Here is a 19552-nt window from a genome sequence, read left to right as displayed (position 1 = left end):
AATAATCAGGGGAGGAAGTACATCAGGGGGAGTTAAGCCCGAAAACGGCGTCGAGCAGCGAAGGCCGGGGTGCCAGCAACGGTCATCTTCCATCCGCTAGTCAAAGTAATCATTTTCCCAACCTCCTTTTCTGTTTGGCGACACAGCCTGCTTTGGCACTACCGCAGCTGACTGACTGGGTAGCGCACGCCTCAATCCCGGCGGATCGCTCTGGGATCAAAAATAAAGTTACACCATGAATCGCGCGATTGACCAGCCAATTACAAAGATTTTATAAACTAATTCTTCTTACAGTCCCCAGCGAAGAATCGCAGGCGTTCGCTTGTCCCATCCCAAGGTACAAACTTTGGCTGTCCCCAGGACAAAGTGGCGACCTTCCCGGGCATCCAATTCAAGCCAGCGGGCCGTGAGGATGCGGGAAAAATGCCCGTGCGCCACAATCAGGACGTTGTCCATTCCAGACTCGAGGACGCGTGCAATGATCTTGTCGGCACGGGCTGCCACGGAGTCGAGAGTCTCGCCGTTGGGAACCCCGTCGAACCAGATGAGGTAGTCCGGGTTGTCTTTGCGGATGAGGTCCGAACTGATGCCTTCGTAGTCGCCGTAGTTCCACTCCACAGCGAGCGGCTCATGAACGGCGTCGGGGAAGCCCGCCAACTCCGCGGTACGCCGGGCTCGGCGCAGCGGCGATGTCAGGACCAGGTCGAAGTCGATGCCTTCCAGGATCTTGCGAGCTTCCACGGCCTGCTGCTCGCCTTCCACCGTCAAGGGGAGGTCCGTCAAACCGGTGTATTGGCCACTCTTGGACCATTCCGTCTCGCCGTGACGCATGATCCAGAGCTGTGGCCGGGAGGGCCTGGCTGCAGGGTTCACTTAGGACTCCTCTAGTTCGGCGGTGCCTGTTATGGCATCGACGGCTGGTTCCGATGAAAGTTCGACGGCGGACTCGGGTTGCTCGGTCCACCACGCCAGGAGCTTGGACTCGGCTTCCTCCTGGGACAGCGGACCGTTTTCCATGCGTTCCTCCAGGAGGAACTTGTAGGCGCGGCCAACGACAGGTCCGGGCTTGAGTCCCAGCAAAGCCATGATCTGCGCTCCGTCCAGGTCCGGCCGTATGGAGTTGAGCGATTCCTGCTCGGCCAGGACCTCAATCCGTTGCTCAAGGTCATCGTAGGCAAAGGAGAGCCGCTCCGCCTTGCGCTGGTTACGTGTGGTGACGTCGGACCGGGTCAATCGGTGCAGGCGCTCCAGCAAGGGGCCCGCGTCTGCCACGTAGCGGCGGACGGCGGAATCGGTCCAGCCCGCGTCTCCGTAGCCGTAAAAACGCATGTGGAGCTCCACAAGCCGCGCCACGGCCTTGATGGTGTCGTTGTCGAAGCGCAGGGCCTTCATGCGTTTTGCCGTCAGCTTGGAGCCCACCATGTCGTGGTGGCGGAAGCTCACTGCGCCGCCCGGTTCGAAACGGCGCGTCGCCGGCTTCCCGACGTCGTGCATTAGCGCGGCGAAGCGCAACACAAAATCCGGGCCCGGCACAGGGCCGTCCGGGCCCGTCTCGAGCGACGCGGCCTGCTCCAGGACCTGCAGGGAGTGCTGGTAGACGTCCTTGTGCCGGTGGTGCTCGTCGGCTTCAAGGCGCAGCGCGGAGACCTCGGGCAGGACGAATTCGGCCAGTCCTGTCTCCACGAGGAGGTCGATGCCCGCGCGCGGGTGCGCACCATTAATAAGCTTGACAAGCTCCTCGCGCACGCGCTCGGCGGAAATGATCTTGATTCGCTCGGCCATCCCGGACATGGCGAGGCGCACGTCGTCGTGCACTGCAACGCCAAGCTGCGCCGCGAAGCGGGCGGCGCGCATCATGCGGAGGGGATCGTCGGAGAACGACGATTCGGGTGATCCCGGCGTGGCGAGGACCGAGGCATGGAGGTCGCGGACACCGCCGAACGGGTCCACGAGTTCCAGGGAAGGCAGCCGGAGCGCCATGGCGTTGATGGTGAAGTCGCGGCGTAGGAGGTCCTCCAGCAGCGAGGAGCCGAAGGCCACCGCGGGCTTGCGGGAATCGGCGTCGTACGCCTCGGCGCGATACGTCGTGATCTCAATCTGGAAGCCGGATTTCTTCATTCCGATCGTTCCGTAGTCGCGGCCGATCTCCCAGAAATTGTCGGCCCACCTCTTGATGATGGAAAGGGTCTGGTCCGGAGTGGCGTCAGTGGTGAAATCCAGGTCCGGCGAGACACGGCCCAGGAAGAGGTCCCGCACCGGCCCGCCCACCAGCGACAGTTCGAATCCAGCGTCCACAAACCGCTGTCCGAGGTCCAGGACCACTGGATCCATCTGGAAATTAACTGAGGAACTGTCCAATACTCGCGCCATAGTTCCTTAAGCTTGTCAGATTTCCCAGCGCCATCCCACCGGATCCTTTGTCATTGCGCTGCGATTGCGTGGCGACGGCACCGGGATCACCGCCGAACGCCATCCGCACGTCACCCTCAGTCCATGTCCCGGTCATCACCAACGGGCAAGAGTCGTTAGAGTGGACTTCATGGCCAACCCGATCCCGAGTGCTCCTGGCAGGAGGACGAACGCACCATTGCCGTCGGCAATTGGTGCCCACGTCGCGCCCGCTCCGCACCCGGCACAGGCTGCCCTTCCGACGGTGGAAGAAGTCTCCGCCGGCGGCGTCGTCGTAGACACGTCCGACGGCGAACTGAGGGTTGCGATCATTGCCCGCCTTAATAGGGGTGGCCGGCTCGAGTGGTGCCTTCCGAAGGGGCATCCGGAGGGCAAGGAAAACAACGAGGAAGCAGCCGTCCGCGAGATTGCCGAAGAGACCGGAATCGAAGGCAACGTCCTTGCTCCCCTGGGCAGCATCGACTACTGGTTCACCGTGAGCGGGCACCGCGTCCACAAAACCGTGCACCATTTCCTCCTGCGCGCCACGGGCGGGGAGTTGACCATCGAGAACGATCCCGACCAAGAGGCCATCGATGCAGCTTGGGTTCCCCTCCAGGATTTGGCCCGCAAGTTGTCCTTTCCCAATGAGCGGCGCATCGCCGATCTTGCCCGGGAAGTCCTCCCCGAACACCTCTAATGCGGCCGTTTATCCAGTCTTGACGCAACAGGCAGCCCGGCTCGTGGGACGATAATGACAATGTCTGCCGCCAAACCAACCCAGTCAGTCCAGTCCGGAGAAACACGTTCCAGCGCCGTCATGGCCGCCGGGACGCTCGTTTCACGGTTCCTCGGCTTCGCCAAAACCTGGATGCTTGGCGCCGCACTGGGGCTGGGATCGACGGTCAATGACACGTTCATCAACGCCAACAACCTGCCCAACCTGATCTTCCTCCTGGTGGCAGGCGGTGTGTTCAACGCCGTACTTGTCCCGCAAATCATCAAGGCCAGCAAGGGCCCGGACCGCGGCGCGGACTACATCAGCCGGCTCCTGACCTTGGCCGTGCTGGTTCTCTTGACGCTGACGGCGCTGGTCACGCTGGCCGCGCCCATGGTCATCGACCTCACGACCCAGGGCTATTCACCACAGCAGAAATCCCTGGCCGTAACGTTCGCGTTCTATTGCCTGCCGCAGATCTTCTTCTACGGTTTGTACGCTCTGCTGACCCAGATCCTCAACGCCAACGGCGCCTTCGGGCCCGCCATGTGGGCGCCGATCCTGAACAATGTCGTGGCCATCGCCGGACTGGGCATGTTCATCTGGATCCTTGGTGCCAACAACACCAACCCCCACACCTTGGATAATTGGGGACCGTTCCAGACCTTCCTGATCGCCGGCTTCTCCACTATCGGCGTGCTCGCGCAGACGGCCATACTCCTCGTCCCGGTGATCCGCCTGCGGCTCGGGCTCCGGCCCCGCTTCGGGTGGCGGGGCGTGGGACTGGGCCAAGCAGCAAAACTGAGCGTCTGGACGCTCCTGACCGCCGCCGTCGGGCAGCTCGCTTTCCTTTACGTCATGAGGATCGCCACGATTCCTGGCTCCGAGCGGCTTCGCCTGGAGCACGCGCAGGACCCTGCGGCCGCAACCCTCCCCGGTAACGCGGTCCTGGAAGTAGCCAGCCAGCTGTACCTGTTGCCGCACTCGATCATTGCGTTGTCGCTCGCCACGGTACTCTTCAACCGGATGGCCCACGCGTCACAGGCTGGCAACAAAGCCCAGCTGCGCGAAGCACTTTCGCACGGACTGCGGACGATGGCCGTCGCCACTGTCTTCGGCGCACTGGCCCTGTTCGCCCTCGCCGGACCGCTGGGCATGTTCTTCTCCGGCGGGAAGCCACAGGACGGCGTCATGCTCGCCCAGACGCTGACAATCCTCGCGCTCAGCACGCCGTTCATGAGCGCCAACTTCATGATGTCCCGCGTCTTCTACGCCAACGAAGACGCCCGGACCCCGTTCTACATTCAGCTCATGCTTGCCCTGCTCAACATTGTGGGCGCGTTCATCATCCAGTTCCTGCCGGTGGGCCAGATCATCTTCGCGATCGCCGTCCTGTACACGCTGGGCAACATCCTGTCCGTGGTCATCAGCGTCTGGTTCCTGCGACGCCTCCTCGGCCATGTGGACGGCCCCCGGATCGCGAACTCGTACATCCGCATGGGCTATGCCGCCTTGGGCTCGGCGATCGCCGGCGCCTTGGCTTTGTGGCTCCTGGGCAGCTACCACGCTGACGGGTTCGCCTGGAGCAGCAGGCCTGCCGCCCTGGTGACGGTGGTCGTCGTCGGGCCCGTCATGCTGCTTGCATACCTGTTCCTGCTGCGCGTCTTCCACGTCAGCGAGCTCCGCGATCTGCTCCGGCCCGTCCTCGGCCGGCTCGGCCGGGGCGTTCCGGTTGCCAAGACGGCGTCCGCGAGCGGAAAGCAGAGCCCGACGGCGGTCCGCGCCACGGTGTCCGACGACACCGGGCTCATTCCGCGCATCTCGGGCGAGTTCGACGCAGCATCCTTCCGCGCCGGTCCAGCATTGCAAACAATCCCCTCCAAGGACGGATGGGATGGCGGCCACGATCCTGACCACCTTGCCGATGGGGGCATTGCGGAAGGGAAGGAAAAAGCGGACGCGTGGTCCGACGTCGAGAAGTCATATCTGCCGGATGAGCACCTCCCCAGCACCGCGCAAGGGGCCGCAGGCCGCCCGGGCATCCCGTTGCCTGGTCGCCGCACCTATCAGGGGACGCTGGGAAACAACCCATATTTCCGTGGTCGACCCCGCCGCAAAAGGTGACGCATCCTCGCAAACCGGGAGCCGGAAGGGCCCAATCAGCTAGGATCAGAAGCTAATACAGGTAGTTGCAGACCACGGGTCACCCGGCTGGCCGGATCCCGTATTCAGGACCCGCAGCTTCCGGACAGTCATAGGAGGAACCCGTGTCCCACCCGATCGATGTCGGATCAGTGCTTGGCGGCCGCTACAAAGTCACAGCCACCGTGTTGACTTCGCACGACCAGGACCTGGTGCTCGACGGCGTGGACCAGGTCCTCAACAGGCCTGTCAGTATCCTCGTGGCTGGCCCCGGAAACGCCGAACAGGTTGCCAAAAGCGCCCGCGAGGTAGCCACTGGGGAACGGCCCGGGCATGTCCAGATCCTCGATCTCGGCGTCAGCGACAGCACCACGTACCTCATCACCAACCACAGCAGCGCTCCTGACCTGCTGGATCTCGTCGTGGCCACCAACCCGCCCTACGTCGAACCGTTCTTCACGGACACCCTCGGCAGCGAGATCTTCGGCCAGGCCAGATCCCACGAGCCCGAGACCTACGACGGACTGTACGACGACGAAGAGCACGACGCCGAGTACATCAGTTACGCCGAAATCGAGCCCACCCCCGCAGGCGAACCACAGCCGTCTGCCCCAGCACCTGCTGACCCCCGCCGCCCGGTGGTTCCTCCCATGCCCGCCGGCCGGCCGGCGTCGGCCTCTGGGGGCATCGGTTCCCGCATCGCTGCTGCGGCAGCGGGTGCAGGGGCGGCTGCAGCAGCGGCCGCGGCCGCCGTGAAGGGTACCGGAAGGGCAAACAGCGACGACGGCGAAGCCGCGCCTTCGGAGAGGACTGGATCCCCTTCGGCCAGCGAGTCCACCCGGACGGGTGAGTCGAGCCGGACCGCTCCGCAGCAAATCCAAGAGGCGCCCGCCACGCAGGCTGTTCCGGCGTCCACCCCCCAGGCGCCCACCTCCGCGAACCCCTCCCAGGAATCCAAAGTATCTCTGTGGTCCGAAGACGACTACGGCTTTGTCAATGAGGGCGCCGGCTCCCGGGGGGCGGGAGCTTCGCGGGATGCGGCAGCCGCTACCGGCGGATACAGCCGAGGAGCATCAAGCTTCCCGGCGACTGCGCGTGAGCAGGCAGAACCCCTTGACGAAGACGAATACTACGACGAGGAACCAGTCCGCGAGCCCCGTTCCTTCCGTTGGCTCGTGGGTGGAGTCCTTGCCGCCGTCTTGATCGTGGGTTTGATTCTGGCTGTCACCAACCTCGGCAACCTCATCCCCGGAGGGTCGCCCGCGGCCAAGCCCTCCTCCACAGCGTCCCAACCAGTAAGTGGACAGCCGAGCAGCAGTGCATCTGCACCTCCGGTCGCAGCGCCTCCGGCCATCGACGGAGTCACTCGCATGGGCGATTTCGAGTTCGCCGCGACCTACGACAAAGACCTGGTCAAAGCCTACGACGGCAATGCCGCGAGTTACTGGTCGGACATGGAATTCGCCACTGCGGACTGGGGTGGACTCGCTCCTGATGGAGTTTCGCTGCTCGTAAAGCTCAAGGCCCCCTCGCAAGTGACATCCGTCACATTGAGCCAGTTGGGCGCGTCCGGTGGAAACATCAACGTTTACACGAACGACCGTCCGGCCATGGACGGCGCCAAATTGGTGGGCACCAACAGCTTCACGTCACCGGAGCTCACCATGCCGCTCAGTTCCCCTGTAACGGCACAGTACGTAATCATCTCCATCAAATCCCTGCCCAAGCTGACCGCGCCCAAGACACGCTACGGGTTCGGCCTCCGCCTTGCGGAGATCAAGGTCCAGTAGCCGACGGCGGGAGGCGCCTTCGGGCGCAGGCGCTTCCATGCCCCGCGTCGCCGGAAGGTACCCTGAATGGTGGCGGATATTAGGGTCCCCGGGAACATCGGAATATTCCGCGCCGACAGAGGGTTGTGCCATGTGGCCGGCCGCAAGGATCCGGTGCATCGACTAAGGAAGAGGTTCACCCACCAGTGAGCAACGCAGAAAACACCGCGTCCAACGTACGTGATGTCATCATCGTAGGCTCAGGGCCTGCCGGTTACACGGCGGCCGTCTACACGGCCCGCGCCAACATGAACCCGCTGCTCATCGCCGGTTCCGTGACTGCCGGTGGCGAACTGATGAACACAACAGACGTCGAGAACTACCCCGGTTTCCCCGAAGGCGTCATGGGACCTGATCTCATGGAGAACTTCGAAAAGCAGGCGGCACGCTTCGGGACTGAAATTCTGTTTGAGGATGTCACCGAACTGGACCTCGACGGCGACATCAAGTCCGTGACCATCGCCACGGGGGAGACCTTCAAGGCGCGCGCGATCATTCTGTCGACCGGTTCCGCATACCGTGAGCTCGGCTTGGAGAATGAAAAGCGCCTTTCCGGCCACGGCGTGAGCTGGTGTGCAACCTGTGACGGTTTCTTCTTCAAGGACCAAGACATCGCAGTGATCGGCGGCGGCGACTCTGCCATGGAGGAAGCACTCTTCCTGACCAAGTTCGCCAAGTCCGTCACAGTGGTACACCGCCGCGACACCCTCAAGGCTTCCAAGATCATGGGTGATCGTGCCCAGGCCCACGAGAAGATCAACTTCGTGTGGAACACCGCCGTCGAAGACGTCATCGGGGAGGCCAAGGTGACCGGCCTGAAGCTGAAGAACCTCGTTGACGGCACGGAGTCCGAACTCGCCGTCACCGGCGTTTTCGTGGCCATCGGCAACGATCCCCGCACGGAACTCGTAAAGGGAAAACTGGAGCTGGCCCCTGAAGGCACCATCGCCGTCGACGGCCGCAGCTCCAAGACCAGCATCAAGGGCGTCTTCGCCGCCGGCGACGTCGTGGACCCCACCTACCGCCAGGCCATCACGGCTGCCGGTTCCGGTTGTGTCGCGGCCTTGGACGTCGAGCACTATCTTGCAGACCTGCACGCCTAATCGGCACGGCAGCCATCCATTCGAAGGGAAAGAATTATGAGCAACGCTAAAGACGTTACCGACGCCAGCTTCAGCACCGACGTCCTGGCCGCTGAAAAGCCGGTCATCGTGGACTTCTGGGCAGAATGGTGCGGCCCGTGCCGTAAGTTGGGTCCCATCCTCGACGAGATCTCGGTTGAATACGGAGACAAGGTTGACGTCGTCAAGCTGAATGTCGACGACAACCCGGCTATCGCCGCTGAATACGGCATCACGTCGATTCCTGCGGTTTACCTCTTCAGTGGGGGAGAAGTGAAGAGCACGGTTATCGGCGCCAAGCCGAAGCAGTTCTTCGAAAAGGAATTTGAATCCGTACTGTCCTAGGTCGCACGGCGCCCGCATAGCGGTCGCTTCTGATTCGGCCGGTGGTCCTCGCTGTCGAGCGAGGACCACCGGCCTTTTCGTGCCTTCGAGTACGCTGTCCCGGGGGTCTTCTGCACCCTGCTAGTGGTGATAGTGGTGATTGCCGGAGGTATTGGTAGGCAGATGGAAGGCCTACTGTAGGCTTCGCCTGGACCACTTTGTTTGTGAACCTTTTTCATATTCAAAGTGAGCGATTCTTCTTGGTAACGACTTGGACAGGCTGGAGAAATCAGGCGGACCGGAACCCGGCTGGGATCAGCCCAATTGCAGGCAGGCGTGGCCTGGAACACGGTCCAAGACGCACCCGCGCACGTGCGCTTCTTGTCAGTCGCGGTTGATTCCGAGGAGCTTCCGCTGTTGCACGTGAAACAGTGCTGGCCGATCGTAGAGCTCCGAGTGGATCGCGTTTCTGAAATCTGTTCCAGATGAGTTCCTGTGCGCGCTCAGCAAGCGCATCGTTTCACGTGAAACATGGCCACCTGCTTGATTGGTTTCGAACTACACACTCGTGTTTGCATCCATTGGACCCGAAAAGCGTCGATGCAGGCAGCGGGCTTTCACATGAAACCTCGGCAATCCTGCGCCCTTGCACGAATCGCGGGCACATGCCGAATTGCCAGTCGGCACTGAGGCGACGCTGAGCTCCGCCTGGGTTCGGATCCATTGACTCCGGCGAGCGGTGCATCTTGCCGGCTGCCTTCGAGTCGCCTCCGGTTAGCGAAGGTGGCCGGTCTTGACCAACCCTCTCTGTCTAGCAGGGGAGTGTCCGCAGACACTTCTCCGTGCCTCACGTTTCACGTGAAACCCCGTGCGGGCCTTCATACTCACGTGCTCATCGGGATTCGGGCTCTCGAGCAACATTCCTGGAGATAGCAGCTGAACGAAGCACCCGCCGATGTTCTTGCTTCCGAGAATTGGTCGTTAGAAGTCTGTCGAGGCTACGACGACCGTGAGGCATAGCTGCTTCGTCGCGTCAAACTTACACGTTGTATTCCAGAAAGGGACCGCTTTCAATTAATTTCAGTTGTTTCAGAATTTGCGATTGAGGTTCCGCGCTATGAATTCCGCACCATCATCCATGCGGGGACATCGAGGGCTTTCGGACGTAGTGATTCTTCGTATTGGAGACGGGCAGGGAAAGGCCCAAAACGACTGGATACTGATCGGGATGAGCCACCGTTGCGACACGATTCGATACGCGTGCCGAGATCTGTCCCTGGCCGCCTGGCTCTGCGGCCCGACGCTGCGTCGACACATCTGTCTCAGTAGCCCTGGAAGAACGGCGATTGACGCCCCCGGCGTCCACACGACGTAGATTGTGAGCTGGTCAGGTTGACGGCCCCAGGCGCGTTCGGGGGCCAGGTCGGAATGTGGGTCCGCCCAAGCGCCGCCCAGGGGGTAGAGTTTGGCGCCATGAAATCAACCTCCAAGCATCAGAACCGACAACCAACCGTGGCAGGGCGCGAGGGCGCCAGTACTGCATTCTGCACAGGAGTGCTCGGGAGGCTGGCCGGCCCCCATCACCACCAACTTCCCTTACGGCGTCCATCGGGCGATTGAACCGGAACTGATGGGGGATAGGGTCCGATCGTGGCGGTCAGGTTCTCAAATGCAGCGCCCGATAGCCACGTCGGGGGCGTCGACGAGCAGTGGTCCGGGTCCAATTGGACCTAGGATGCGCCTCGTTGACCCAGTCAACGGAGCCTAAAGCCACAGCTCCCATGTTGGAAGCTTGTCGGAACAGGGTTCGAAACGACACTGGCGCCCCTGCACCGATGAGCGTGGCCACGGTGTCTCGTCCTGAATCACGGCGCCACGGCCGGCGCCCAGCTCGCTCGCATTGAGCTACTGCCCCGGACTTCGGCAGACCCAGTTCCTACCTCACACCTACTGACGTGGTGTTACGAAGCCAGTCAACCATCAACGCGGGCCCCCGGAACGATCATCCAGACGCGAAAGGACTATGGGCGCCGAATCGAATCCGAACATGCAGCCCCCAAACCACCTTCGCGAGTCTGGACCCTTCCTCACTCAAACGTGCAGGCATTGGAGGATTGGAATATTGGAAAGGCTGGCGCGTGCGGTGCTGATCGCGCCTCCCGGCTTGCTCCAAAGCGAAAGCGAGTCCACACGCACCGAGGAAGAGTTCGTAACCCCAGGGAGTGAGTCCTGAAGGATACGGACTGCTGAACGTCCGGCGACGCTTCCCCTTGTCGAGTGTTTGCCCAGCCGGTGGGCCCCGACTTGCGGGGCTCCGGCTGGCCAACAGCTCTATATGCCTTGATGTAGTGACTCAAGTTCCGCGGGGCGCAGAAGGCCGCTACTTCAGAATCAATTGAAAGTCGCGAGCCAGTACACACGTGATTTGCGGATCGGCGCCGCGATCGCCGGCATACCCTCGCCATGAATGAACCATTCCCAAGGCAGGAGAGTGTGCGGTCCGCTGGATGTCAGGACTAAAGCCTCGTAGTCTAAACGGCTGCTTCTCCCTCGGGCGGCTTGGTGTGCGTCTGCCGAAAGGCAGCCTGCGCCTGCCCTCCCTTTCAGGCCCGAGAGAGCCCCGCTATTGGTAGCGCGAGACGGTCACAGTTTCACGTGAAACATGACAAGAGCTTGGGCCGAAACACGCTCACGTTAGGCTCAGGAATAGTCGTGAGCATAGAGTTTGCTGATCGGATAAGGACACTTGTGTACAACATGGCACCGACCTTCGACAGCAGCCGCATCGAGACTGCTAAGGATATCCACCGACCGCTCCAAAGTTATGCACATAGTTATCCACAGGGATATCCACCGGGGAAAAGAGTCCGTCTGTGCAGCTCCCCGAACGTGGTGCGGACCACCATTAGTTAGAACCAAGGTGCCGCTCAGCCTGACACTCGAAATCAGACTCGATCTGGGTCTGAAACTCCTCGAAAGGCCCGAAAATCGGCGAAAATCCGGCCAAATCCAGGTGAAATCGGGCAATTTGAACACGATGATCTTGTTTCACGTGAAACAGAGCCATTGAAGAGCGCAAACACCACGCCCGTCACAGCAGCAGCCGGATAATCAGCCGGGGAGCCGGGACTCACGACGGCTCAGCCCGGTCGACTTATCAACAAAGTTATCCACAACGATATCCACTGCTGCCCTCAGACTTTTCAACAGCGGTCCGTAGGTGTCGAGGGGGTGGGAGCATCGCGCAAGGGCCATGCTTGGTCTCCCGCTTACGGAGCGACTCCCGGACCGAGCCGCGCTTTTGTACGCCCGTTGACGTCCAGGACCGTCGATAGTGCCAACCGTTCTGTTGAAGTGCCGGACTGCCGCAGTCTCAATGTTCCGACGCTGACCAGCCGAGAGACCCATCCGAATGTCTCCACACCTCTACAATTCGAACGCCGATGTGAACGAGCAATGGTTCGCGCGCTCAACGTGCGCCGAGAATGCCGATCCGCCTCCGAGATTCACGGTGCACGCGACACGAGAGCATGCGAATCCAGATCCGGCGGGCCGCCGTGCGGATCTCTCCCTTTCAACGAGTGGCGCGCTATCCAGCTTGGCTCGGAGCAATCTCATCGCACGGGCACGCACGAACCAAAGATCACTCACACCCGAACCACAGCCGCGCCGGGAAGGGGAGGCCCGGTCAAAGCGCCGAAGATGAACGTGGCGCGACGACCGTGGTGGATATTCCTCTGCTCACAGCTTCATTCCAAACGAGCACCGCGGCCGATGCCACGTCTACAAGTCAACCGTCCGGTTACCGGGGCGGGCGCGGGTCAGCTCCCACCCCACGCCTTGGGACGCTCGCTCACGATCCTGGGCGAGCCCCTGCATCGAAGACGCAACAATCCCGGCGGCCGGCTGGGACTCGACCCAGGCTCATCAGTGCCGCCGGGGTCCACGATGATCACGGAGCGCTCCAATAGGTACCAACCCAACCTTCAAGCCAACAGGGGAGCAGTACCGGAGGTCGGGGCCTTGACCTCATGTCGCAGATGCCAGCATAAGAGTTCACATCGCTTGGGTCCGAGATCTGCGGTCGCAATCCCTCGCAGTCCCCGAGACGAGACGGCAACCAGGTCGAGCAATCGGCAAGCCCTCCACCTAACGCTGCACAGTCGCGGATAGCTCCCCGCCCTTGGCGGTTCCCACCGCGCCGACACCAGCTCCTCCCAATTCCGCGTTCCAGACGCCCAAAACACCACCTAACGCACGCCGCACTCAGTCGCACGGATCCGCGAGCGTAGTGATCTTGAGCAACCGCCAGCACGCGTCGGGGTAGTCGATACTTGTTTCTCCTAACGCGACTCTGCACAACTGGACTGCCGGGAGGGGTCAGGTGGAAGATGGCAAGTTCGACGCTTCGGAGCGAATGATGGCACGGCATGGCCGGAGCCAATCGCCACTGAGCCAATCCCAACTAGAGACAACTTTCCTTCAGTATCTCCAACCTTAGCCGCGTCCCGTGGTGAACCGATGGGCGTATCCGAATGCAGGAAATCCCCTTCTGAACGCTGAGTGGACAGATGCAGCCCAAGCAAGCGGCGGCTTCGGAGGCGTCACGCTGAGCCGGTTTGCCAACTTCGGTTGCGTACTGCGAGTCAACTCTCAAATACCAAAGCGCAAGCCTTGAAGCGCTCTTGGCCCAGCCTGCGGTCCTACGTTTCACGTGAAACCGACTGCGCGGGCTGCCTACTCTGCGTGCCGCCTGACGGACTGACCTGTTCAGGCGAAGGCGATATCAGGTCTCCCCGGGGCGCACGCGTCTGCGCCGGCTGTTTCACGTGAAACATCTTCACCTCAGCGAGGCGCAGAGAACCTGGCCAACTTGACTCAACATGCGCGGACCAGCACGCCCCGACTATGTGGGCATTACCGACTGCAATTCAGCCCAAGGTCTGGCGCAGTGCAGGCGCAGAGTCTAGGTTGAAGGTTCTTCAGATGCTGCCCCAGCGCGGCACCTTGTCGCCAAACACGAGGGAAGGGCAGCAACGAAGCATCGAGCGAAGCTCGAAGCTCAACAGTCGGAGACCAAGCTCAGCCATAGGAGATCCAGCCGACGGTCGGGAGAGGGAGAACGAGCCCTGTTGTCCACGTGAATCGCGAAGATATGTACTCGCAAAGGGAACCGGCAACCCCGAACCGGCGCGCAATTGGCCTCGACATTCTTGTCACGAAGGCATGTTCCAGCGAATTCAAGCGGAAGCGCTTCAACGGAGCACTTAAATGTTCGTCTGCCGAAGCGACCCAAATCGGCTCAGTGCAGCGGGCAAAGGACGAGACCGCCTCCTACCCGCTTATGCGCCAGCCCGACGCGTTTCACGTGAAACACAAGTGACAACACGGAGCGGAGCGGCTGGTCGCGACGGACACTCCAGGGGAAAGCGTGCAGTACTGCCGCGCCCACAGCGGAAATCCCTCAACCCGGCCGCATGAGTACAGCGCTCCAACTACGATCAAGATCGCCACCGAATCCACCGATGTCCGCACACCCACGAGCACCACCAAATGAAAATGGGGCCTGCCTCCTCAGAAGCAAACCCCAGTTCCGGAGAACTCGAGCGGCTAGCCTTCATCCCCGGGCGCCAAAACATCCATGATGCGGTTCAGATCCTCGACGCTTGCAAACTCAATGCTGACTCGTCCCTTTCGTGCCCCGAGGGTGATCTTGACGTTGGTATCCAGCCGATCGGAAAGAGAAGACGCGAGGTAGTCGAGGCGCTCATGGCGCGCATTCGGGCGCGGGATGCTGTTCTTAGGCGGCACAGTAGGATCCTGGTACAACGCCACTGCTTCCTCTGTTGCCCGTACGGACATTCCTTCAGACACAATCTTCTGCGCGAGACGCTCCATCGCGGCTGCGTCGGGAAGAGCGAGCAATGCGCGAGCATGGCCGGCCGAGAGTACGCTGGCGGCAACGCGTCGCTGCACGAGGGGAGGAAGTTTGAGGAGGCGAAGGGTGTTGGATACCTGCGGGCGGGACCGTCCGATCCGATCGGCCAGCTGCTCGTGAGTGGTACCGAAGTCCTCCAGCAGTTGCTGGTAGGCAGCTGCTTCTTCCAGAGGGTTCAGCTGGCTGCGGTGCAGGTTCTCCAGCAAAGCATCGCGCAGGAGGTCATCATCATTGGTGTCGCGAACGATCGCGGGAATGGTTTCGAGCCCGGCGGCCTGTACAGCCCTCCACCGCCGTTCACCCATCACTAGTTCGTACGGTTCTCCACCCTTTTCGGTTGAAGTACGCACAACAATTGGCTGGAGGACGCCTATTTCCTTGACGGAGTGAACCAGCTCCGCCATGTCGTCCTCATCGAAGACGCTACGCGGCTGCTTGCGGTTGGGATGAATGTCCCCGACCGGGATTTCGGCGAAGCGCGCCCCCGGAACCTCGACCAGTTCGACCCCGGACGATTCCGCGGGAACCGACTCGGAAAAAGCGTCATCGGCAGTAGCCTCGGCAGGCTCGGACGCGGCCTGCTCTTCACCGGCGGTGACCTTCGCAGCGGGCGACTTCGCAGCAGGAGCCTTTGCCGCCGTCGTGCTCCTGGACGAAGAGCCTCGCGAAGGCGAGCTCTTCGCTACCTCAGTCTCAAGCACTTCAGGAGCATCCACCGCCTCCGGGGTCTTGCGTGCGTCAGGGAAGAAGAGGTCCACAGGGCGGGACGTCGGAACGCCATTGCCCGATGCACCGGCCGAAGCGGAGCTGGGAATGAGAGCCCCAAGACCCCTACCCAGGCCTCGTCGCTTTTCGCTCATTAGTATGTCCCTCCGGTGGAATGGCAAGAATAGAGCCCGCCAAGGATATTGCAGTGATTAAGGAAGTCTAGCGCTCGGCGATTTCGGCGGCGGCTTCCATGTAGGACAACGCGCCGCTGGATGACGGATCGTAGGTCATCACCGTCTGTTGGTAGCTCGGAGCTTCCGAGATGCGCACGGAGCGAGGAACCACGGCGCCGAGAACTTGGTCCGGGAAATGCTGCCGGACTTCGGAAGCCACCTGTGCGGCCAGGTTCGTGCGGCCGTCGTACATGGTGAGGAGGATGGTGGAAACGACCAGATCAGCATTGAGGTGCTTCTGGATCATTTCGATGTTCTTAAGGAGCTGGCTCAGGCCTTCCAGTGCGTAGTACTCGCACTGGATCGGGATGAGTACCTCACTGGCGGCGCAGAAGGCGTTGACCGTGAGCAGGCCCAGGCTGGGCGGGCAGTCGATGAAGATGTAGTCCAGGCGACCTTCACCGTTCTTTGCGCGTTCCTTCGAATACACATCGATTGCGCGTCTAAGGCGCTGCTCGCGTGCCACGAGGGAAACCAATTCAATTTCGGCGCCCGCGAGGTGAATGGTTGCCGGGGCGCAGATGAGATTGGGAATATCAGGGCAAGGAGCCACAACGTCACGCAGCGGGAGATCGTTGATGAGCACATCATAGATACTGTCGACGTCGGCGTGATGCTCAATGCCGAGAGCGGTGGATGCATTTCCTTGGGGATCGATGTCGATCACCAGGACATTGAGTCCAGCAGAAGCCAAAGCGGCCGCAATATTGACGGTGGTGGTGGTCTTACCGACGCCGCCCTTTTGATTGGACACGGTAAATATCCGTGTCTTCTCCGGCTTGGGGAGCTCGCGCCCCAGCAGCCGTTCGCGGCGTCGGGTCTCGTTGGCGAGCTGGCGCGCAATAGGGCTGGAGTCGTCGATGGAGTCCATGACGTTGTCGTGTCCGGCAATCAGGGTTTCACGTGAAACAGCGGCGTTCGCAACCGAATTCGTGCGCATCAGTGCCGATTCAAAGGACGCCGAGGGTGCAGCCATGGCCCGAGCCGACCCCAAGGAAATAAATGGCGGGATCCGCTGGGTGGAGGTTTCGCTACTGCCCACTGTCACACTCTCACTCTCATTCGGCTCTAGCTGCCGTTCTCTAGCTTAACCGCTCAGTCGGGGACACGCGGGACACAGCGCCGAAGCTAAGCGATCTTCCCCTGTTTGTTAACGACAATCCGCACCACTGTGGTGGGTTCTTCCAGCAGCTCCTGCCCACAAACCACGACAGACGTTTCCACGCCGCCGAGCCTGCGGATCACTTTTGCTGCTTGCTCGATCTCCTCAGCAGCACTGCGGCCCTTGATCGCAACCACTTCACCCTTGCCGTTGAGCAAGGGAATGGTCAAGCCAGCGAGCTTGGACAGCGCAGAGACAGCCCGCGCCGTGACAACGTCCGCGTCGACCATTCCCACTGCGAGTTCGGCCCGGGTGCGCATAACGGTGACATTGCCCAGCCCGAGGTCGTCCACTACTTCCTGAAGCCAGATGACCCGTCTCTCCAGGGGTTCGATCAGGGTGAGTTCAAGATCGGGGCGTGCAATCGCCAGGCACAAGCCCGGAAGCCCCGCGCCGGAACCAACATCTGCAACGTGGCTTCCGTGGGCAATCACCGACTCGATGACCGCGCAATTGAGAACGTGCCGGCTCCACAGGCGGGGAACCTCGCGCGGGCCAATCAGCCCGCGCTCGGTTCCCGACGTCGCCAGATGTTCTACGTACCGCCGGGCGAGACCAAGACGGTCACCGAATATCTTCTCTGCCGCCTGGAGTTCGGCTGCCGTAATTTCAACCATGATCCGTTAGTCGGCCGAAACCACAATGTGGCGGCCGGCGCCCTCGCCTTCGGACTCGGATACAAAGCCGAGGTCCGCGACAGCGTCGTGCACAATCTTGCGTTCGTAGGCGCTCATTGGTTCAAGTGCGACAGAGGAGCCGGTCTCCTTGACCTTCGCGACGGCGTCTTCGGCAATCTGCTGCAGATCGCCGGCACGTTCCTTGCGGTAGCCGTTGATGTCGAGCACCAGGCGGGACCGGTTTTCAGTCGCCGACAGCACGGACAGGCGAGCGAGTTCCTGAAGGGCTTCGAGCACTTCGCCGTCGCGGCCTACCAGGCTCTCAAGCCCCTCGGAGTCGTCTTCAGCCGCGATGGAGATGTAGGTGCGTCCGTTGCGGATCTCAATGTCGATGTCGCCGTCGATGTCGGCAATGTCGAGGAGTTCCTCAAGGTAGTCTGCGGCGACGTCCCCCTCTTCCTCGAGGCGGCTCACGGAAGTGCCTTTGCCGGCAGGAGTGCCTTCTTCGGAAGTTTCTTCTGTGGCTTCTGCCGGTTCCTGGGCGGCAGCGGCCGTTGCCTCTTCGGTGCTTTCAACAGACATTACTTCTTCTTCCTGTTCTTACGTTGTGGCTGGATGCGCTGCTGTGCCTTGACCTCGACGGCGGCCACTTCGGCAGCGACGTCTGCGTCCTTCTTACCGCCCAGGAGGGGGTGGGAAGGCAAGCCCTTGGCTGCGCGACGTTCAGCAAGCGCCTTCGCCGCGGGGGAACCCGGAGTCGGCATGCGGCGGATGACAAAGAACTGCTGGCCCATGGTCCACAAGTTGGTGGTGGTCCAGTAGATAAGCACACCAATCGGGAAGTTGATGCCACCCACACCGAAGACGAGCGGCAGGATGTAGAGCATCATCTTCTGCTGGCGCATGAACGGGCTGGCCATTGCCTCTTCGGACATGTTCTTGGCCATGATCTGCTTCTGCGTGATGAACTGCGACGCCGTCATAGCCAGGATCATCACGATGGAGAGGACCCACACGACCGTCTGGTCGCCGCCACCGCCGCCGTGAAGCAGCGAAGCGGAGAGCGGGGCGCCGAAGATGCTGGATGCATCGAACTGCACAACCTGCTCATGGCTCAAAGCACCGATGCCCTGGCCGCTTTCCTTCGCAGCACTGATACCGGAAAGCACCTGGAACAGCGCGAAGAAGAACGGCATCTGGATCAGCATGGGCAAACAAGCCGAGAACGGGTTGGTGCCGTGCTTCTTGTACAGCGCCATCTGTTCCTGCGCCATCGCCTGGCGGGAGAGCTGGTCGGTCTTGCCCTTGTACTTCGCCTGCATCTTCTTCAGATCAGGCTGAAGCAGCTGCATGCCTCGCTGGGCCTTGATTTGCTTGACGAAGACAGGGATCAGGGCGGCACGGATCACCAGCACCAAGCCGATGATGGACAGCGTCCAGGTCCAGCCGTTCTCCGGCGGCAGGCCGATGAAACTCAGCCCGTCGTGGAACCCCAGCATGATTGCGGACACTAGCCACTTGAACGGGGCCAGAATTGTTCCAAAGATGTCCATACGTTTTCCCTATTTCCTCAGGCCGCTGTGCGGCGACCGTCTTCATCAGACCACACAGCCAGGAACTGGTCCGGGTTGTTCAGTACAACAATTGTGGGCGTCCGGCCTTCGGGCCAGTGACGATGTCCGGCGGGGACGTGGTCCACACCGCCGGCGTTCCAGGGGTGGCAACGCGCAAGGCGCCGCACTGCGAGCCAGCTTCCCTTGACGGCACCATGTACCGTCACCGCTTCGAGGGCATACGCCGAGCAGGAAGGGAAGAACCGGCACACCTGGCCGTACAAGGGAGAAATGATCCTGCGATACGTCTTCAGCAAGATGATGAGGACGTTGCGCGGCAGCTCCCACAAAAATGTTCCGAGGATCCTCGGAGCGACTCTAAAGAAGCGGACGACGGCGGAGCTCAGCTCATGCACGCGGTGTCCCTTCCGTTGTGGTGCCCTGGGTGGGCGAAACAACCCGCGGAGAGGATCCGCCGAGCCGTTTCGTGGTTGCCGCCAAGGCGGCGTTGTAATCCGTCAGCAGCTGGTCCCAGCTCGCCGTCGCAGCCGCGGGCAAAGCCCGGACCACAACAGCAAGACCCGTGCCATGCCTATTCAAAGACAATGCACCTGCTTCTCTCAGTCTCCTCTTAACGAGGTTCCTGGTCACAGCGTTCCCGACAGCTTTGGAAACGATGAAGCCGATGCGGCTCGGTTCTCCGGCACCGATAGGTGCCGTATATAACACTAAGTTCCGGCGTCCATTGCGGACGCCGGAACGTACAGTTGTTGAAAAGTCGGTAGAAGTCCGCAGACGGTTACGGGTGGCTAGCACCTA

The 19552-nt window shown here is 61.4% G+C and carries 14 protein-coding genes; 5 read left to right on the top strand and 9 right to left on the bottom strand.

Annotated features, from left to right (window positions below; translation table 11 throughout):
• Positions 1 to 288 precede the first annotated feature (288 nt).
• A complete protein-coding gene (locus AB0O52_RS14650; RefSeq protein ID WP_364538725.1) occupies positions 289 to 873 on the bottom strand; it encodes a histidine phosphatase family protein in 585 nt (194 codons plus the stop codon).
• Positions 874 to 2370, bottom strand: coding sequence for a CCA tRNA nucleotidyltransferase (locus AB0O52_RS14645; RefSeq protein ID WP_364538723.1), 1497 nt, complete (start codon positions 2368 to 2370; stop codon positions 874 to 876).
• Positions 2371 to 2587: 217 nt separating this feature from the next.
• Between AB0O52_RS14645 and AB0O52_RS14640 the strand changes: the two genes are divergently transcribed.
• The 5 genes from AB0O52_RS14640 (at position 2588) to trxA (ending at position 8543) form a co-directional block, all read left to right on the top strand.
• Positions 2588 to 3088, top strand: a complete 501-nt coding sequence (locus AB0O52_RS14640) for an NUDIX hydrolase (RefSeq protein WP_284751099.1) — start codon at positions 2588 to 2590, stop codon at positions 3086 to 3088.
• A gap of 60 nt (positions 3089 to 3148) precedes the next feature.
• The gene (gene murJ / locus AB0O52_RS14635) at positions 3149 to 5230 is read left to right on the top strand and encodes a murein biosynthesis integral membrane protein MurJ (protein ID WP_364538865.1); all 2082 of its coding nucleotides are present in this window, start codon (positions 3149 to 3151) and stop codon (positions 5228 to 5230) included.
• Between the two features lie 143 nt (positions 5231 to 5373).
• Positions 5374 to 7038 carry an ABC transporter substrate-binding protein gene (locus AB0O52_RS14630; RefSeq protein ID WP_364538721.1) on the top strand — a complete coding sequence of 555 codons (1665 nt, stop codon included), beginning with the start codon at positions 5374 to 5376 and terminating at the stop codon, positions 7036 to 7038.
• Positions 7039 to 7223: 185 nt separating this feature from the next.
• Positions 7224 to 8180 (top strand): thioredoxin-disulfide reductase, encoded by a 957-nt coding sequence (gene trxB / locus AB0O52_RS14625; protein ID WP_364538719.1) that lies wholly within the window; start codon positions 7224 to 7226, stop codon positions 8178 to 8180.
• Positions 8181 to 8216: 36 nt separating this feature from the next.
• On the top strand, positions 8217 to 8543 hold the full coding sequence (gene trxA / locus AB0O52_RS14620) for a thioredoxin (RefSeq protein ID WP_133203770.1): 327 nt from the start codon (positions 8217 to 8219) through the stop codon (positions 8541 to 8543).
• Between the two features lie 5589 nt (positions 8544 to 14132).
• Here trxA and AB0O52_RS14615 read toward each other — a convergent pair.
• The 7 genes from AB0O52_RS14615 to rnpA all read right to left on the bottom strand — a co-directional run bounded on the left by AB0O52_RS14615 (position 14133) and on the right by rnpA (position 19549).
• The gene (locus tag AB0O52_RS14615) at positions 14133 to 15320 is read right to left on the bottom strand and encodes a ParB/RepB/Spo0J family partition protein (protein ID WP_364538717.1); all 1188 of its coding nucleotides are present in this window, start codon (positions 15318 to 15320) and stop codon (positions 14133 to 14135) included.
• A gap of 67 nt (positions 15321 to 15387) precedes the next feature.
• Positions 15388 to 16443: a ParA family protein gene (locus AB0O52_RS14610; protein WP_364538715.1), complete on the bottom strand. Its 1056-nt coding sequence runs from the start codon at positions 16441 to 16443 to the stop codon at positions 15388 to 15390.
• A gap of 86 nt (positions 16444 to 16529) precedes the next feature.
• Positions 16530 to 17180, bottom strand: a complete 651-nt coding sequence (gene rsmG, locus AB0O52_RS14605) for a 16S rRNA (guanine(527)-N(7))-methyltransferase RsmG (RefSeq protein WP_364538713.1) — start codon at positions 17178 to 17180, stop codon at positions 16530 to 16532.
• Between the two features lie 6 nt (positions 17181 to 17186).
• Positions 17187 to 17762, bottom strand: coding sequence for a R3H domain-containing nucleic acid-binding protein (locus AB0O52_RS14600; protein WP_364538711.1), 576 nt, complete (start codon positions 17760 to 17762; stop codon positions 17187 to 17189).
• Entirely contained in the window at positions 17762 to 18733 is a 972-nt protein-coding gene (gene yidC, locus AB0O52_RS14595; RefSeq protein WP_364538709.1) for a membrane protein insertase YidC, read from the bottom strand. The genes AB0O52_RS14600 and yidC overlap by 1 nt, the downstream gene beginning before the upstream one ends.
• Positions 18734 to 18750: 17 nt before the next feature.
• Complete coding sequence (gene yidD, locus AB0O52_RS14590) at positions 18751 to 19140, bottom strand: membrane protein insertion efficiency factor YidD (protein WP_364538863.1); 390 nt, start codon at positions 19138 to 19140, stop codon at positions 18751 to 18753.
• A 1-nt stretch (position 19141) separates the two neighbouring features.
• A complete protein-coding gene (gene rnpA / locus AB0O52_RS14585) occupies positions 19142 to 19549 on the bottom strand; it encodes a ribonuclease P protein component (RefSeq protein WP_078107069.1) in 408 nt (135 codons plus the stop codon).
• Positions 19550 to 19552: the final 3 nt, after the last annotated feature.

Origin of the sequence: Arthrobacter sp. NPDC080073, from assembly GCF_040686575.1 — a bacterium.
GTDB lineage: Bacteria > Actinomycetota > Actinomycetes > Actinomycetales > Micrococcaceae > Arthrobacter.
The sequence above is the reverse complement of the archived record's forward strand: the minus strand, read 5'-3'. Positions and strand labels throughout refer to the sequence as shown.

Excerpts from the sequence above, each read along its gene's own strand:
- AB0O52_RS14600 (WP_364538711.1), bottom strand. The coding sequence starts at position 17,762 with ATGTCTGTTGAAAGCACCGAAGAGGCAACGGCCGCTGCCGCCCAGGAA.
- yidC (WP_364538709.1), bottom strand. The coding sequence starts at position 18,733 with ATGGACATCTTTGGAACAATTCTGGCCCCGTTCAAGTGGCTAGTGTCC.
- rsmG (WP_364538713.1), bottom strand. The coding sequence starts at position 17,180 with ATGGTTGAAATTACGGCAGCCGAACTCCAGGCGGCAGAGAAGATATTC.
- AB0O52_RS14615 (WP_364538717.1), bottom strand. The coding sequence starts at position 15,320 with ATGAGCGAAAAGCGACGAGGCCTGGGTAGGGGTCTTGGGGCTCTCATT.
- trxA (WP_133203770.1), top strand. The coding sequence starts at position 8,217 with ATGAGCAACGCTAAAGACGTTACCGACGCCAGCTTCAGCACCGACGTC.
- murJ (WP_364538865.1), top strand. The coding sequence starts at position 3,149 with ATGTCTGCCGCCAAACCAACCCAGTCAGTCCAGTCCGGAGAAACACGT.
- AB0O52_RS14645 (WP_364538723.1), bottom strand. The coding sequence starts at position 2,370 with ATGGCGCGAGTATTGGACAGTTCCTCAGTTAATTTCCAGATGGATCCA.